The sequence below is a fragment of the Flammeovirga sp. EKP202 genome, from assembly GCF_014534745.1.
Taxonomy (GTDB): domain Bacteria; phylum Bacteroidota; class Bacteroidia; order Cytophagales; family Flammeovirgaceae; genus Flammeovirga.
This window is the reverse complement of sequence record NZ_JACVVP010000037.1, coordinates 50693-66641: the sequence shown is the minus strand read 5'-3', so window position 1 is coordinate 66641 and position 15949 is coordinate 50693. Positions and strand designations below refer to the sequence as shown.

Sequence of the window (15949 nt, the reverse complement as noted above, 5' to 3'; positions counted from 1 at the left end):
AAATTCAAACTTGTCTATATAGAGTCTATGTCATTTTTTAGGGGAAGGAGGAATTGTTCATGAAATTTAGAGTCAGAATTATCTCACACACTCAAACTTTTTTAATGGAATGAAATCTCATAGCTTATTTATTTTGCTATTGCTCTACTTGCTATCCTCCTGTAAAATGGACCTACCCCAAGAAGTGGAAATAGCGTATGAAGAATTACCGGCTGAACTGGATTTTAATAAAGATATCAAACCAATATTATCGGATAAATGCTTTGCTTGTCATGGACCGGATAAAGGGAAAATTGTGGCCGGATTACAATTACATAGTTATGCAACGGCTACGCAAGAACTGACAGAATCGAAAGGTAAATATGCTATCGTTCCGGGTAATCCAAAAAGCAGTGAAGCAGTCAGAAGAATCTTAACGGACGATCCTGATCTGATCATGCCGACTCCTGAATCTCACCTTAGTCTGACTGCTACTGAAAAAGCTACATTAATTAAATGGATTGAAGAGGGAGCAGAATATAAACCCCACTGGTCTTTTGTGCCTATGGCGAAATCAGAAGTTGAAAAAGCAAAAGATTGGGGACAGAATGAGATTGATGATTATGTATATAAAAGATTAAAACAGGAAAAGCTAAAACCATCAGCGGAAGCTGAAAAATCCCTTTTACTTAGAAGAGTTTCGCTTGACCTTACCGGACTTCCTCCGACTCAACAAGACCTTGATGCATTTCTGAATGACAATGATGAGAATGCGTATGAAAAGCAAGTGGACCGATTGATCGCTTCTGAAGCCTATGGCGAAAAAATGGCGACCGATTGGATGGACCTTGCCCGATATGCTGATACACACGGTTATCAGGTGGATCGCTATAGAGATATGAGTCCATGGAGAGATTGGGTGATTGCCTCTTTCAATAATAATATGGCGTATGATTCTTTCTTAATTTATCAACTCGCAGGTGATTTACTGCCTAATCCAACAAGAGATCAAGTGTTAGCAACTGGCTTTAATCGACTTCACCCCCAAAATGCGGAAGGTGGTATTGTAGACGAAGAGTTTAGAGTAGAATATGTAGCGGATAGAACTGCGGTGGTTGGTCAAGGTGTAATGGGTTTAACTTTCGCTTGTGCGAGATGTCATGATCATAAATACGACCCGATCACTCAGAAAAATTATTACGAGATCTACAGTTTCTTTAATAATGTCAATGAAACCGGTCAAATCTCATGGGACCCTAACGATATTCCGGTTCCAACGATGACATTGCCAACGGAAGAACAGGAAGAAGTGATTGCTTACTTAGAAAAAATTTGTCAACAAAAAGATGAAAAAGTAAAGTCGGCGGAGCAAAAAGCGGAAAGTACTGCGGAACAGTGGGTCAATACCTCGGCTTATCACACGGCATCTCTTTCGGCTAGAAAACATAAAGTGGGTGATTTCTCATTGAACGGCAATTTGAAGAACGGTATTACAGGAAAGAAGGCCAAAATGATTCGTAAGACTTCTAAAAATGAAGTCGCAAATTATACAGAAGGAAAAGAAGGGAAAGGTATTTTACTAAATGGTGATACATGGATTGATATGAAACCAATTGGTGTATTTGATCGCAATGATCCTTTTTCAATTAGTATTTGGGTCAATATACCTGCCGGACTGAAAGAAGGAGTGATTTTCCATAAAAATAAAGCGGTGATGCTTCACTCTGTAAAAGGTTATACGCTCTATTTAAAAGATAATAAACTGCAAACAACGTTGGCACATACCTACCCAGAAAATGCAATTCTTCAAGAGACGATAGAAGATTTCCCTAGAGATAAATGGGTACATGTAACTTTGACCTATGATGGAAAAAGTAAGGCGGAGGGAGTGACTTTATATGTTGATGGTACAGTGGCTAAAATGAATACAACCAAAGATAATCTAACCAAAAGTATCATTTTCAATAATTATGAAGATGTGATCTATGCCACGCCAATCGAGCCAGGTTTACAGGTTGGGGCACGTTGGAGAGGTTTTGGTTTAAAAGATGCTAAAGTGGATGAAGTAGATGTTTTCAATACCTGCTTGACGCCTTTGGAAGTGCAACACCTTTTTGCTCCTCAACATACAAAAGCATTGCTTGCTAAAAATGTTTCTTCTTTATCTACGGATGAGAAAACACTATTGAAAGAGCATTATAAACAGAGAGTTTCAAAAGAAGTACAATGGGCCCAAAATGATTACCTCAAGTCCAAAAAGGAATTGGATTATACTTATGATACTTTGAAAGAGGTCATGGTGATGAAGGAAATGGAAACACCTCGCCAAGCTTATATTTTAGAGCGTGGTGTATACAGTGAACATGGCGAAAAAGTATATCCTAATACACCCAACGCAATTCTCCCTTTTGATAAAGAGCTTCCTAAAAACAGATTAGGGCTGGCACAATGGATTGTGGATCCTCGTAACCCACTGCCTGCCAGAGTAGCCGTGAACCGTTATTGGCAAAACTATTTTGGAACTGGCATTGTGGAAACTACCGGAGATTTTGGTAATCAAGGAAAACTACCTACTCATCCTAAATTATTGGATTACCTCGCTTTAGAATTTATTGAAAGCGGATGGGATGTAAAAGCACTTCAGAAGAAAATGGTGATGTCTGCCACTTATAGACAAAGTAGTCATTGTTCCCCTGAATTGAGAGAAAAAGACCCTTACAACACACTTTTGGCTAGAGGACCTCAATTTAGACTGAGCAGTGAGATGATGAGAGATAATGCACTTCTAGCCAGCAATTTATTAAAACCGAAAGTAGGCGGTAAGAGTGTGAAACCTTATCAGCCGGAAGGATTATGGAAAATGAATGGTGGCACTTATGTGCAAGATCACGGTGATGATTTATATAGAAGAAGCTTGTATACCTTTTGGAAAAGGACGGTTCCCAATCCTACGCAATCGACTTTTGATCAGCCTGAGAGAAGTGAATGTGCTGTTAAAAGACAAAAAACCAATACGCCACTTCAAGCCTTAGTACTTATGAACGACCCGACATACTTGGAAGCGTGCAGAAAATTAGGGGAAGAGATTACAAAGAGTGATTTTATCGATGAAGGCATTCAAACGGTCTATTACAAATTGACAGGTCGTGCTATCTCTAACCAAGAATTAGCACTATTAAAAGAAGTACAAACAAAAGAGATACAACGTTTTGAGACTTCTCCAGAGAAAACAAAAGGTTGGCTTTCAGCGGGTGAATCAGAAGTGGATACTCGATTAAATCCATCAAAAGTGGCCGCTAATGCCATTGTGGCCAGCTTAATCCTCAACTCAGACGCTACAATTACCAGACGATAAACAACATTATGTGTAATAAAAAGAAATTCAGATCGAATAATAAAGACCTTCAATCTGTTGAAAAAAAAATGGATAGAAGGCACTTTCTCACCACCACTTCCATGGGGATCGGTGCATTTGCATTGGGTTCATTGATGGGATTGGAAAAGGTTTTTGGAGGAACTAAGAAAACGGCTCAGGAAGAAATAATGCAAAGTTTGCCTCATTTTTTACCAAAGGCAAAACGTGTTGTTTATCTGTTCCAAAGTGGTGGTCCCTCACAATTTGAGACGTTTGATTATAAGCCAAAACTAACGGATATGTTTGGGAAAGAACTTCCTTCTTCCGTTCGTCAAGGGCAACGTTTGACCGCCATGAGTGCACAACAATCTTCACTTCCCATCGCTCCTTCCAAGTTCAAATTCAAGCAACATGGTGAGAGCAGAACTTGGGTGAGTGAATTGCTTCCGCATACGGCTAAAATGGTGGATGACCTTTGTATCATCAAATCCATGTACACCGAACAAATCAACCACGACCCTGCCATTACCTTCTTCCAAACTGGACACCAATTGCCAGGTCGTCCTTCGATTGGATCATGGATGAGTTATGGATTGGGTTCTGATAATAAGAACTTCCCTAATTTTATTGTTTTGACTTCCGGAAATGGTGGCCAGCCCCTTTACTCTAGGTTATGGGGGAATGGATTCCTCCCAACTCAACATCAAGGAGTGCAATTTAGAAGTGGAAAAGACCCTGTTTTGTTCCTCAATAATCCTGAAAATTATCATCATGAGGACCGAAAGGACATGCTTTCTTATTTGAAGGAACTAAATGAAGTGCAAAACTCCGCTTATGGTGACCCTGAAGTGGACGCCCGAATTTCACAATATGAAATGGCCTTCCGTATGCAAACTTCGGTTCCAGAAGTAACTGATATGTCAGACGAACCCGACGAGGTTTTTGAGATGTACGGCAAAGACAGTAGAACACCGGGCACCTACGCCGCCAACTGCTTGATGGCCAGAAGACTTTTAGAGAAAGATGTGAAGTTTATCCAACTGTATCACAGAGGCTGGGATCATCACGCCGGACTTCCTTGGGGAATGAAAAAGCAATGTGAAGCGACAGATCAACCGACTGCGGCTTTCTTGAAAGACCTGAAACAAAGAGGTTTACTGGAAGACACGCTCGTGATTTGGGGTGGTGAATTTGGTAGAACGGTATATTCTCAAGGAAAATTAACGCCTCAAAGTTACGGTAGAGACCATCATCCGAAATGCTTTAGTATGTGGATGGCTGGCGCAGGAGTAAAAGCAGGAATGAGTTACGGAGAGACGGATGATTTCAGCTACAATATTGTAAAAGATCCTGTTCACGTACATGATTTCCATGCTACACTTATGCACATTATGGGCATTGACCATGAAAAACTTACTTATAAATTCCAAGGACGAAGATTTAGATTGACGGATGTTCATGGAAATGTTGTCAACGATATTTTATCTTAATTTACCATGAACTCAAGAAGACAATTTATAAAAAACACAAGCATTGCCGCTCTTGGTGGTGCTATGGCTTCTCCACTTTATAGTTTCAATATTTTAAAGAAAAAACCAGCCCCAGAAATCATTTTAGGGCATGGTGATTATCAATATAAACTCAACAAAGATTGGGCACAAATCAGCAGTGTCCGCAACCCTATACTCAACTGCCATGAAATGGTGATGGACAGTAAAGGAAGGTTGATCATGATTGGTGATAATACCGACAACAACATCATGATTTTTGATAAATCAGGTAAGCTATTAGATTACTGGGGCACGGCCTATCCGGGTGGTCATGGTCTGACTTTGAGCAAGGAAGGGGAAGAAGATTTCCTTTACTTGACAGATTCGGGTTGGTTCTTGGATAAAAGCGGAAAGTGGGTGCACCACAATGGTCGAGTCTCTAAAACAACCTTAGATGGTAGAGTCGTTTTTGATATCGGTCACCCTCAAACAGTGGGTGCTTATGAGCCAGGAGATTTATTCTGTCCCACCGAAGTGGCCATCGCTCCCAATGGTGATATTTATGTGGCAGATGGCTACGGTAAAGACTACATTTTACATTATGATGCCAAAGGGCAATTTATCAGAAAATGGGGCGGACATAAAAACAAGGATAAGAACTATAATCTGATGAATGCTCATGGGGTAACACTAGATTTACGTGATCCTAATCAGCCACTATTATGCTGTTCATCAAGAAGTGAAAATATGTACAAGTGGTTTACATTGGATGGGAAATTCGTCAAAAAGCTTCATCTCACCAACATGTTCATTTGCCGTGCGGTGTTTGATGAAAACAACTTATACGCTGGCGTTTGTTGGTCTAGACCTGAAGATGGAAGCGGTCATAACTGGAAAAAACACACTGGTTTTGTGACTATTCTGGAAGATGATAAAGTGGTTTCCAACCCAGGCGGTACGGCTCCAACTTATAAAAAAGGTGAGCTTCAAGCTTCTTATCAGCTTCTTACTCAACCCATTCTTCACGGTCATGATGTGTGTGTGGATGAGGATAAAAACCTGTACATATGTCAGTGGAATGCAGGACATACAGCGCCTTTGAAATTGGAGCGTGTATAAATTAATAGGAATGATTTAATGCGAATCAAGGTTTCACTGGAACTACCCTATTCTAACCAACATGTATTTTTTTAGAAATCAGGAGATTTCTAGTGATCTGTAGGCACGGATGACGCTATCGCTTAACATCCGCGCCAGTGGTACTGATTTCCACTTCCTAGCGCAAATGTTAAGCGACTGCGTCATTTGTGCTTGAAAGATCATAAGAAGTCTCCGACTTCTAGTTGAAAAACATGTATGGTTATAGAAAACAATATTCAGTTTTATCACAAATGAATACCTCTTGATTCTCATTGTAAATTATAAATTCAACAAAATGGATTTTTCAAATTTTTCTCTCTTTATAGGTCGATTTCACCCGCTATTGGTACACCTTCCCATCGGTTTTATCTTTATGGTTTATATCATTGAAATCGCCGAGCATTATAAACTAATAGAACACACCAAAAAGGTAGTCAAACTGATTTTACTTTCGGGGGGCGTGAGTGGTATCATTACATGTGTCTTAGGTTATTTCCTTGGAAGTGGTGAAAGTGACTACGATTTTGAAAGTATTCAGCTACATCAGTGGTTGGGAATAATCACAACATTGGTGGTTTTTGGAGCTTATTTTTTAAAAGAAAAAGACAATCAGTTTTATAAACCTTCATTGGGTTTACTTTTTATATTACTCAGTGCAACAGGTCATATGGGGGGAAATCTCACGCATGGCTCGACTTATTTGACACAATACGCACCCATCAAATTCAACGAACATCCCAACGAATTTGAAAGGCCTGAAATCACTTCTGTAGAAGAAGCTCAAGTATTTGGTGATTTGGTCTACCCTATTCTTGAAACCAAATGTATCAGTTGTCATAATGAAGAAAAAAAGAAAGGAAACTTATCATTGACAAGTAAAGCTTCTATTTTGAAAGGAGGTAAAAATGGTGCTTTTGTGGTTGCAGGCAATTCTGCCAAAAGTAGTTTTGTAGAGCGAATTTCCTTACCACATCATCATGAAGATATTATGCCACCGGAAGGGAAAAAGCCTCTTTCGGATCAAGACATTGCATTGATTACATTTTGGATTGATCAAGGAATGGGAAGTTTTGATACTACCCTTGTGGCTTTGTCACCTGATGAAAAATTAGAAGAAATTGTACTTCAACGATTAGGTTTCAAGGCGAGTAAAAGTAGTTATGCTTTTGAAAATATTGATCCGGCTATCATCACTCAATTAAAAGAGAATCATTTTGAGATCAGGGAATTGATAGTGGGAAGTAATGCTTTGGATGTTTCTATTTCCAAGAAAATCGATATTAATAAAGGCATTCAAACATTAGAACCCATCAAAAACAATATTCTTTGGCTGGACTTAAAAGAACAAGACGTCAATGGAGAGGATTTGAAGAAAATTGGGCAATACACTCATCTTGTCAAACTCAATTTAAGTAAAACATCAATTCACGATAATGATTTAATGGCCTTAAAAGAGCTTCAAAACTTAGAAGTCATCAATCTTCATTCCACTAACATTAGTGATGAGGGGCTTGAAATTTTAAAGGGAATACCTTCCATAAAAAAGATCTACTCTTGGAATACGAATATAGGAAAGCAGTTGGCTGAAGTACATTAATCACAATGAAGACCATGTTTCTAAAAAGCTGCAGTTCACAAATGACGCTTTCACTTAACATTAGTTTAAGTAGTCTTTCTATCCAATTAGTTTAATAGTGCCTCTCTTCAACGCTAAGATTTTTTGCTTCGTTTTTCATCAATGGAAAGATTTAACGCATATCATCAACTCAGAAGTGTAACTATGGGTTGATGATATTGCCTTCTACAATGGTAAAACTAACTATTCTGATCTCAATAAAATTTTCTCCCTCTTTTTCTGCTCAATTTATTTCTACTGAAACCACCACATTAGAATACATTTGGGTAAAAGAAAAGAAATGATGAACAAATATTACTTATTAATAATTGCACTTTTTGTAATGCAAGGTGCAATGGGACAAACTTCATTTTCAACAAAGGAAATAGACCAACAAGTAGAAAGCTTAATGTCTAAAATGACTTTGGATGAAAAAATCGCTCAAATAGAAGGTACTCGTTTACGTGATATTATGGTAGACGGAAAAGTTTCTCTAGAAAAATGTAGAGAACATATACCCCATGGAATAGGTCATTTTTGTCAATTTTCATCTGGGCAGGAGTTACCCCCAGAGCAATTAAGAGATTTAGTGAGGGAAGTTCAAAATTACTTGATGAACGAAACTCGTTTAAAAATACCCGCCATTTTTCATGAAGAAGCTATCACCGGTTTCGCGACCTACCAAGCCACTACTTTCCCTCAACAAATAGGAATGGGATGTTCTTGGAACCCCGAATTAGTACAGAAAAATACTACCGCTATTTCCAAAAGTATGAGAGAAGTGGGGGCTTCTTTTGCACTATCTCCGATGATTGATATTAGTAGAACTGCCCACTGGAACAGGCATCAAGAAAGCTACGGTGAGGACAGTTATTTGACATCGAGAATGGGTGTTGCTTTTGTTCAAGGTTTACAAGGTGATGATTTGAAAACTGGTGTAGCGGCAACTGTAAAACACTTCGCTGGTTATGGTACTAAAAATAATGCGGTAAAAGAACTTTATGAAGAGTATTTAATGCCACATGAAGCTTGTATTAAAGTGGGAAATGCAAAAAGTGTAATGCCTTCTTATGGTACATACAAAGCACTTCCTATTAGCATGAGCCCTACAATGTTGGATCAAATTCTTCGTAAAGAAATTGGTTTTGATGGGTTAGTAGTCAGTGACTATGGTGCCATTAATATGATCTACAAAAAATATAAGAGAGCGCCAGATCAGATGACTGCTGGTGCAATGGCTTTGAATGCTGGTGTAGATATTGAACTTTCTTCTCCTATGACTTTCCCTTATTTAAAGGATGCCTTGAAAAAAGGTTTAGTGACTGAAAACGACATTAATCAAGCGGTAAAAAGATCATTGACCATGAAAGCAAGGTTAGGTTTGTTGGAAGATAACCCAATGATTGGTAAGGATGGGGATTTGGACTTTGATCCAGTTTCAAACAGAGCTTTAGCATATCAATCAGCTGTAGAATCTATTGTTTTACTAAAAAATGACGGCGTTTTACCCCTTAAAAAATCTACTAGAAAAATTGCATTAGTGGGTCCAAACTCTTCAACGGTACACTGTCTTTTAGGGGATTACACATACCAAGCGATGCGTGCCTTCTGGAAGAGTGCCAAGTTTGATGAACTCAATCCTAAGTTAGTGACACTTAAAGAAGGTTTAGAAAGTAAAGTAGGTAGAAAAGTAAGTATCCAACACGAAAGAGGTTGTGATTGGAGTGCTGCTTTAGAAGCTACAATTGATAAAGATGGTTTTGGAGATGATCGTTTAAGCAAATTAAAAATGATCTCTGTTTCAGACCTACCTCAACCCGACTTAAAGAAAGCATTAAAAATTGCGAAAGAAAGTGATGTAATCATTGCTGCTATGGGTGAAAATATTTACCTCAATGGTGAAGGAAGATGGAGAAAAGGCATTGGTCTACCGGGTCAACAAGAGGAATTTGTAAAACAATTAATTGCGACTGGAAAACCTGTTATTTTGGTACTATTCGGTGGTAGACAACAAGTGATTGCGGACATCGAGAAAGATTGTGCGGCAATTGTCAATGCTTGGTTCCCAGGTGAGGAAGGTGGAAATGCTGTAGCGGATATTTTATTAGGCAATGCGAATCCTTCAGGGAAACTTTGTGTGAGTTACCCTAGAACACAAGAGAAAAAGGAGATCGATTACAAGTTGGGTTATGCGGAAGATGATCAGCCACAATATCCTTTCGGTTACGGCTTGAGCTATACTTCTTATCAATATGATAATATCAAATTACCAAAAGAAGCAAAATTGACAGATGAATCGATTGAAGTTTCGTGTTCGGTTACTAATAGTGGTAAAGTAGATGGAACGGAGGTTGTTCAATTATACATTTCTCCATTAGATAAAAACTCTACGATGAAGCCTATTCAATTGAAAGGTTTTGATAAAGTCAACTTGAAAAAAGGAGAAACAAAAGAGATTACATTTAAAGTGTCACCACAACTGCTGGCACAATACAAAAATAATGATTGGGTAGTTGAAGGAGGAAATTATGCCTTTAAAATTGGTGCCTCTTCTACGGATATTCGTTTGAGTGCTACGGTACAAATCAAAGGTGCTCCGTTGGAATTAAGAGAGGGACGTAAGGTGTTTTTCTCATCTACAACTGTTCAAGATCAAAAGCTTAATAAATAGATGATACCTATAATTCATTCATTAATTTTAGCGATAGGGGGAATTATTTTAATTCCTCTTATCGTATCTGGACAAACCAAAAAACAGCCTAATGTTATACTGATCCTTACAGATGATCAAGGAATTGGAGATTTAGGGTGTCATGGAAACCCTTGGTTAAAAACGCCAAACATTGATAAATTTTATGCCTCTTCCGTTCGATTTACAGATTTTCATGTGAGTCCGCTTTGCACCCCTACTCGTGCAGCAATTATGACTGGGCAATATCCTGTACACAATGGTGCTTGGGCAACCTACAAGGGAAGAGACGCCCTCTCAAAAAAGACTACAACTATTGCAGAAGTTTTCCAATATGCAGGATACAAAACGGCTCTTTTTGGAAAATGGCATTTGGGGGACAATTATCCTGTAAGACCCACAGACAAAGGTTTTGATCATGTGGTACAACATCATGCCGGTGGAATTGGAGAACTTTCTGATCATTGGGGAAACACCTATTTTGATGATGTGTATTATGTCAACAACAAACCCCAACAATTTGAAGGATATTGTACTGACGTTTGGTTTGATGAAACCATGAAATTCATTGAGAACAATCAGGACGAACCTTTCTTTATTTACCTTCCACTCAATGCTCCTCATGATCCATTAATTGTAGCCGAAAAATACGCTAAACCTTACCAAAAATATCAAGAAAACAATGAAATCATAGATGCCAACCTCTACGGAATGATTGCCAACATTGATGAAAATTTTGGTCGTTTTCAAAAATTCCTCAAAAAACAAAAACTGGAAGAAAATACCATCATCATTTATATGAGTGACAACGGAACTCGCTTTGGCTACAGTCCTGATGGTAAAAAAGGATATAATTATAATCTAAGAGGCATCAAGGGAGCCAAATTAGAAGGTGGACATAGAGTACCATTCTTTATGCAATGGGCTGGAGCAGGCATCAAAGGAGGAAAAGACATTCCTACGTTGGCCGCTCATGTAGATTTACTTCCTACGTTGGCCAACTTATGCAATATCTCGTTAGCGGACAGTATGAAATTAGATGGAGTGGATTTATCTCCAGTATTAAAAGAGGAAGATGCAAAAATAGAACGCTCTGTTTTTGTTCATCACAGACAAGATTGGCGACCTCCAACCGCTGTACAAGGCACATGTGTTTTGCAAAATGATTGGCGATTGATCAATGGAAAACAGCTGTATGACATCAAAAAAGATCCGCTTCAAAAAAAGAACCTAGCACAAGATCATCCTTCTGTCATCACACAATTATTGGAAGACAATCAGACTTTTTATCAAAGAATAAAAAAGGAAAAAACGTTTTCTGAAATGCCTTCTACCATCATTGGAAGTGCAATTCAAAATGAAGTGACCTTGACCATTCAACACGCCATCGGTGAAGACAAAGGAATTTGGAAATGTGAGCAAGTGGCAGAAGGGTTAAAGAATAAAAATAACACTCACGCTTTAGAAGTAGTGAAAGAGGGAATGTACAAAATCAGCTGTAGAAGATGGCCCAAAGAATGGGCTGGACCTTTACACGGCAAACCGGAGCAACACCCTAAGCATCACTTTAATTATGATGTCATAAAACCAGAGTTAGTACGCATAAAAATAGGGAATCAGATCCATGAAAAGGAGGTCAATGCACAAGAGGAAGAAGTTGCCTTTACTGTTTATCTAGAAAAAGGGAAGACACTTTTGGTCAATGATTTTGTGGAGAAAGGTGATAAATATGGCGTGTATTATACGTACATCTCATATCTCCCCCCTAATTAGGGGCAAATCTCCTTATTGTAGAGCAATTCATCATTAACTTTTGGATATCAAATGACGTGACGACTTAAAAAAGTATGAATTAAGATGAAATTACTATTACTACATTCTTTACTAGGAATGCTCCTATGCACCTCTACTTTTGCTCAAAAGAAACCCAATATCATTGTAATTTTTGCCGATGATATTAGTGCTAGAGAAATGCCTATTTATGGCTCTACAAAATGGAGTCCTGCTCCTCAAGGAGGAAATACTTCTGATACAAAATTCAGAGCTTCTACACCTGTAATTGATCAGTTGGCCAAAGAAGGCGTTTATGTAAAAACAGCCTGGGCCACTACGATTTGTTCTCCAAGTAGAGCCATGATGATGACGGGTCGTTATGCTCATATTCATAAATGGTGGCATCTAAAAGACAGAGGTACTTGGATTAATCCAAATGGTAAAAAAGTAACTTGGCCTTTGTTTAAGAGCTCTCCAAAAACAATCGGTCATATTGCAAAAGAAGGTGGATATGCTACCTATTGGGCTGGTAAAACACAAATGAGTGGAACAGATCAATTTGGCTTTGATGAAGGTGTTTTTACTCCAGGAGAAGTAAGAGATCGTAAGAACTTATATCCTTACAGTGACTTTAAAATCAAACCAAAAAAGGTGGATGGAAAACGTGTATTGGTCAATGTGGATACAGATCAACAGGTTAAATATTATGCACAAGACGGATGGTACTGGCAACCACACGTTCAACTGATGAATCACCCAGAGGCTTCTAAGAAATATGAGTGGTGGCCAAATACAAAAGAAGCGAAAAAAGAGTACGGATTAAGTACCTATGGTCCTGATGTGGAAATGGAATACATTATGGAGTTTATGGAAAGAAAAACGAAAGAAGACAAGCCTTTCTTTATCTACCATACAAGTCATTTGGGTCATGATGGATGGAACTTCTTCAGTAGGGATACTAATCCTAAAACAAGAGAGAAATGGCCAGGAACTCCAAAAATCAAATGGGAAAATGGGAAATATACTCGCACTAAACCTCACGTTACAGGAGATAAAGGAGTATATGATACACACAACACTGTAACAGAAGGTGGCATTCACCACCATATCAATTACTTGGACTATCAAGTATGGCAATACATGAATAAGCTGAAAGAATTGGGAGAGGAAAATAATACTATTCTGATTTTTTGTGCTGATAATGGCACAAGCAAATACGGTAAAGGGAGCTTTGTGTCTCAAAAAGGAGTGCACGTTCCTTTAGTAATTTATGCACCTGGTTTTAATTTCACCAAAAAAGGAGAGCAAGACATCTTAGTCAACATTTCAGATATCCTTCCTACCGTTGCTGAAATTGCTGGTGTTGCTATTCCAAAGGATTATGAAATCAACGGTAAGAGCTTAGTACCTTATTTGACTACAAAAACAAACGAACATAGAGAGTGGATCTACTCTTACCATAAAGATAAACAATTGATCAGAGGGAAAAATGTATTGATTGATGGGCATGGCAAATACTTTGATGTTTCCAAAAACCCTTCAGACCTTATCAGTTTTCCAGTGATCACGGACTGGAGCAAAGTATCAGAAGCACATCGTAAAGAAAAAGAGATGTTGGAGAAAATACTTCCAAAGTACGACAACTTCGATACTGAACATGATGCTCCTCAATTATAAATCAACTTTATATCAAAAAATATGAAAAATCGTTTCCTACAACTATCACTTTTACTTTATCTCTTGCCATTGGGGCTGTTTGCCCAAGTGCAATTGGAAAGTGCTTTAAAAGATGCTGCCAACGCGCCCATCATTGAGGATGTGCCTGAAGCGCCGAATGGATTTGTCTTTGAAAAACCAACGACAAACAACAAAATTAAATATAAATCTTCCCTTAAATTCAACAGAACTATTTATGTAGATGCAATAAATGGTAAGGATAAGAACGATGGTTTATCGGCTAAAGAAGCGATTAAATCATTGAAAAAATTGGGTGAAATGAAATTGACTTTTGGTGATCAAGTTTTACTAAAAGGAAATCAAACGCACTTCGGTACTATTGAATTAATCAACTTGAATAAAGGTTCAAAAGCGCAAAAGAAAATTCATATCGGTAGTTATGGAAAAGGAAAAGCGACGATTGATTTTAAGGGTTATCCTACAGGTGTCATGATCCAAAACACTTCAAACGTAATCGTTACGGACTTAAAAATGACTGGAAACGGTGGCCCTAGTAATGATAAATTGATGAAGCGTCCTCAAGATAAATTCAAAGATCAACGTTATGGAATCCGTATTCAATCTGATGAAACGCACAAGCATAGTTTAATGGAGGACTTTGTGATTTACAATGTAGATATCTATGATGTTTTCTTATTGAACAGTGCTGAAACTTCTCGTGCTTGCCGTCAATGGAACATGAACGATGGCGCTGGCTGGGGCTGGGGTGTATTCGGTCAAGTCTTGAAAAAAGGAAAAGGCATTAATAATGTCACTGTAAAGCATGTGACGGTAGAAAACGTCAGTCAGATGGGTATCCGTTTTAAAGGTAGCGGTAAAATAGACGGTTCTGCTCCTAGAAATGTGAACAATGTACATATTGAATACTGTACGGTTTACCAATCAGGTGGTCCGGGTATGCAATTCAACAGATGTAATAATAGCCACTTGAAATACAGCAGAATTACTGAATCAGGCAACAGAAACGACAAGCGTAAGTGGGGTCGTGGTAGTGGTATGTGGACTTGGGGTCTTCAGAATTTCTTGTTTGAGTACAATGTCTTCGAAGGTGCACAAGGTATTGCCGATTGCTGTGGTGCTCATATTGATTTCAACTGTAAAAATGTAGTGTTACAAAACAACTTAAGCCGATATAATGCGGGTGGTTTTATTGAGATTTTAGGTCTAAACTACAACTGTTCTTACCGCTATAATATCAGTGTAAATGATGGATGGAGAAATATGAAAGACCCTGCTCAAGCATTCTGGGGAAAAGTAGGTACGCCTGGCTGTATTGTAACGGTTAATGGTCATAACCATAAAAAACAATATGAAGGTCCTTACCAAACTTACATTTACAACAACACCATCATCAATACAAAGGCTGGTAACGCACCTTATAAGAATCCTAATGTATTCAATATCTCGACTTCAAATGAAGGTTTGGTAATGATGAATAACATCTTCTGGATAGACGATAAAACAACAACAAGCTGGTCAATGCACCGTTGGAAAGATGGTGCTGATTATGATGCTGCTTTTGATTTTAAAATCTCAAAAGCTCCAAAACCAAATGCAAAGCCAGAAAAAGGTTTTGATGGTTCTGTAGCGGCCAATATCAGACCAATGAATGCGGAAGAATTGGCTAAGGTTGAACTCAATATGCGTAATAATATTTATCAACTTTATAATGAAAAAGGAAAAGATAAATACACTAAAGTTGAGAATGCATTACCAAAAGGCTACTGGGATGAGAAAGCCTTAGGAGGCAACCCTGACTTTGTAAATGAAAAAGGTTCTGACGCTGCAGACTTTGTGCCTAAAAACACGGCATTAATTTCTGCTGGTGAGAAAATCGAAAAACTGAAATCAGACAAAACTGAAAAGGGAATCTACTTCGGTGGTCTTGAAGTAAAAACGGATTTCTTCGGCAATCCAATTAAAGGAAATATCATTGGTGCCGTTGTTCCTAATGCAAAGATCAGAGACTGGTCTAAAGTCATGAAGGAAAACGACAAACCTCTTGAAAACTAATTACACTGTAAACTAAATTTTCGTTAATTAATATTACTCCTTTTATGAAGGATTAATGGTAGTGTATTGTGGTTCGCGAGGACGTTGCAATGCAACGTCCCTACAGAACTGCATTTTAGAAAATTATTATAAAACCTTTGTCTTTTAACATGTAATCA

The 15949-nt window shown here is 38.2% G+C and carries 8 protein-coding genes; all 8 read left to right on the top strand.

Annotation, left to right across the window (positions count from 1 at the left end):
- The first annotated feature begins 166 nt into the window (after nucleotides 1–166).
- The 8 genes from IC221_RS20220 (at nucleotide 167) to IC221_RS20185 (ending at nucleotide 15791) form a co-directional block, all read left to right on the top strand.
- Entirely contained in the window at nucleotides 167–3334 is a 3168-nt protein-coding gene (locus IC221_RS20220) for a DUF1553 domain-containing protein (protein WP_223241444.1), read from the top strand.
- Between the two features lie 8 nt (nucleotides 3335–3342).
- Nucleotides 3343–4824, top strand: coding sequence for a DUF1501 domain-containing protein (locus tag IC221_RS20215; RefSeq protein ID WP_188170698.1), 1482 nt, complete (start codon nucleotides 3343–3345; stop codon nucleotides 4822–4824).
- A 6-nt stretch (nucleotides 4825–4830) separates the two neighbouring features.
- Complete coding sequence (locus IC221_RS20210; RefSeq protein ID WP_188170697.1) at nucleotides 4831–5943, top strand: twin-arginine translocation signal domain-containing protein; 1113 nt, start codon at nucleotides 4831–4833, stop codon at nucleotides 5941–5943.
- A gap of 316 nt (nucleotides 5944–6259) precedes the next feature.
- The gene (locus tag IC221_RS20205; RefSeq protein WP_188170696.1) at nucleotides 6260–7561 is read left to right on the top strand and encodes a c-type cytochrome domain-containing protein; all 1302 of its coding nucleotides are present in this window, start codon (nucleotides 6260–6262) and stop codon (nucleotides 7559–7561) included.
- Nucleotides 7562–7880: 319 nt separating this feature from the next.
- Nucleotides 7881–10250, top strand: a complete 2370-nt coding sequence (locus IC221_RS20200; RefSeq protein ID WP_188170695.1) for a glycoside hydrolase family 3 N-terminal domain-containing protein — start codon at nucleotides 7881–7883, stop codon at nucleotides 10248–10250.
- Nucleotides 10251–12041 (top strand): arylsulfatase, encoded by a 1791-nt coding sequence (locus tag IC221_RS20195; protein ID WP_188170694.1) that lies wholly within the window; start codon nucleotides 10251–10253, stop codon nucleotides 12039–12041. It begins immediately after the preceding gene.
- A gap of 84 nt (nucleotides 12042–12125) precedes the next feature.
- Nucleotides 12126–13718: a sulfatase-like hydrolase/transferase gene (locus IC221_RS20190; RefSeq protein ID WP_188170693.1), complete on the top strand. Its 1593-nt coding sequence runs from the start codon at nucleotides 12126–12128 to the stop codon at nucleotides 13716–13718.
- Nucleotides 13719–13739: 21 nt separating this feature from the next.
- Nucleotides 13740–15791: a right-handed parallel beta-helix repeat-containing protein gene (locus IC221_RS20185; RefSeq protein WP_188170692.1), complete on the top strand. Its 2052-nt coding sequence runs from the start codon at nucleotides 13740–13742 to the stop codon at nucleotides 15789–15791.
- Nucleotides 15792–15949: the final 158 nt, after the last annotated feature.

What these genes read in the sequence shown, in the direction of transcription:
- IC221_RS20220 (WP_223241444.1), top strand. Translation starts at nt 167, where the DNA reads ATGGACCTACCCCAAGAAGTGGAAATAGCGTATGAAGAATTACCGGCT.
- IC221_RS20215 (WP_188170698.1), top strand. Translation starts at nt 3,343, where the DNA reads ATGTGTAATAAAAAGAAATTCAGATCGAATAATAAAGACCTTCAATCT.
- IC221_RS20210 (WP_188170697.1), top strand. Translation starts at nt 4,831, where the DNA reads ATGAACTCAAGAAGACAATTTATAAAAAACACAAGCATTGCCGCTCTT.
- IC221_RS20205 (WP_188170696.1), top strand. Translation starts at nt 6,260, where the DNA reads ATGGATTTTTCAAATTTTTCTCTCTTTATAGGTCGATTTCACCCGCTA.
- IC221_RS20200 (WP_188170695.1), top strand. Translation starts at nt 7,881, where the DNA reads ATGATGAACAAATATTACTTATTAATAATTGCACTTTTTGTAATGCAA.
- IC221_RS20195 (WP_188170694.1), top strand. Translation starts at nt 10,251, where the DNA reads ATGATACCTATAATTCATTCATTAATTTTAGCGATAGGGGGAATTATT.
- IC221_RS20190 (WP_188170693.1), top strand. Translation starts at nt 12,126, where the DNA reads ATGAAATTACTATTACTACATTCTTTACTAGGAATGCTCCTATGCACC.
- IC221_RS20185 (WP_188170692.1), top strand. Translation starts at nt 13,740, where the DNA reads ATGAAAAATCGTTTCCTACAACTATCACTTTTACTTTATCTCTTGCCA.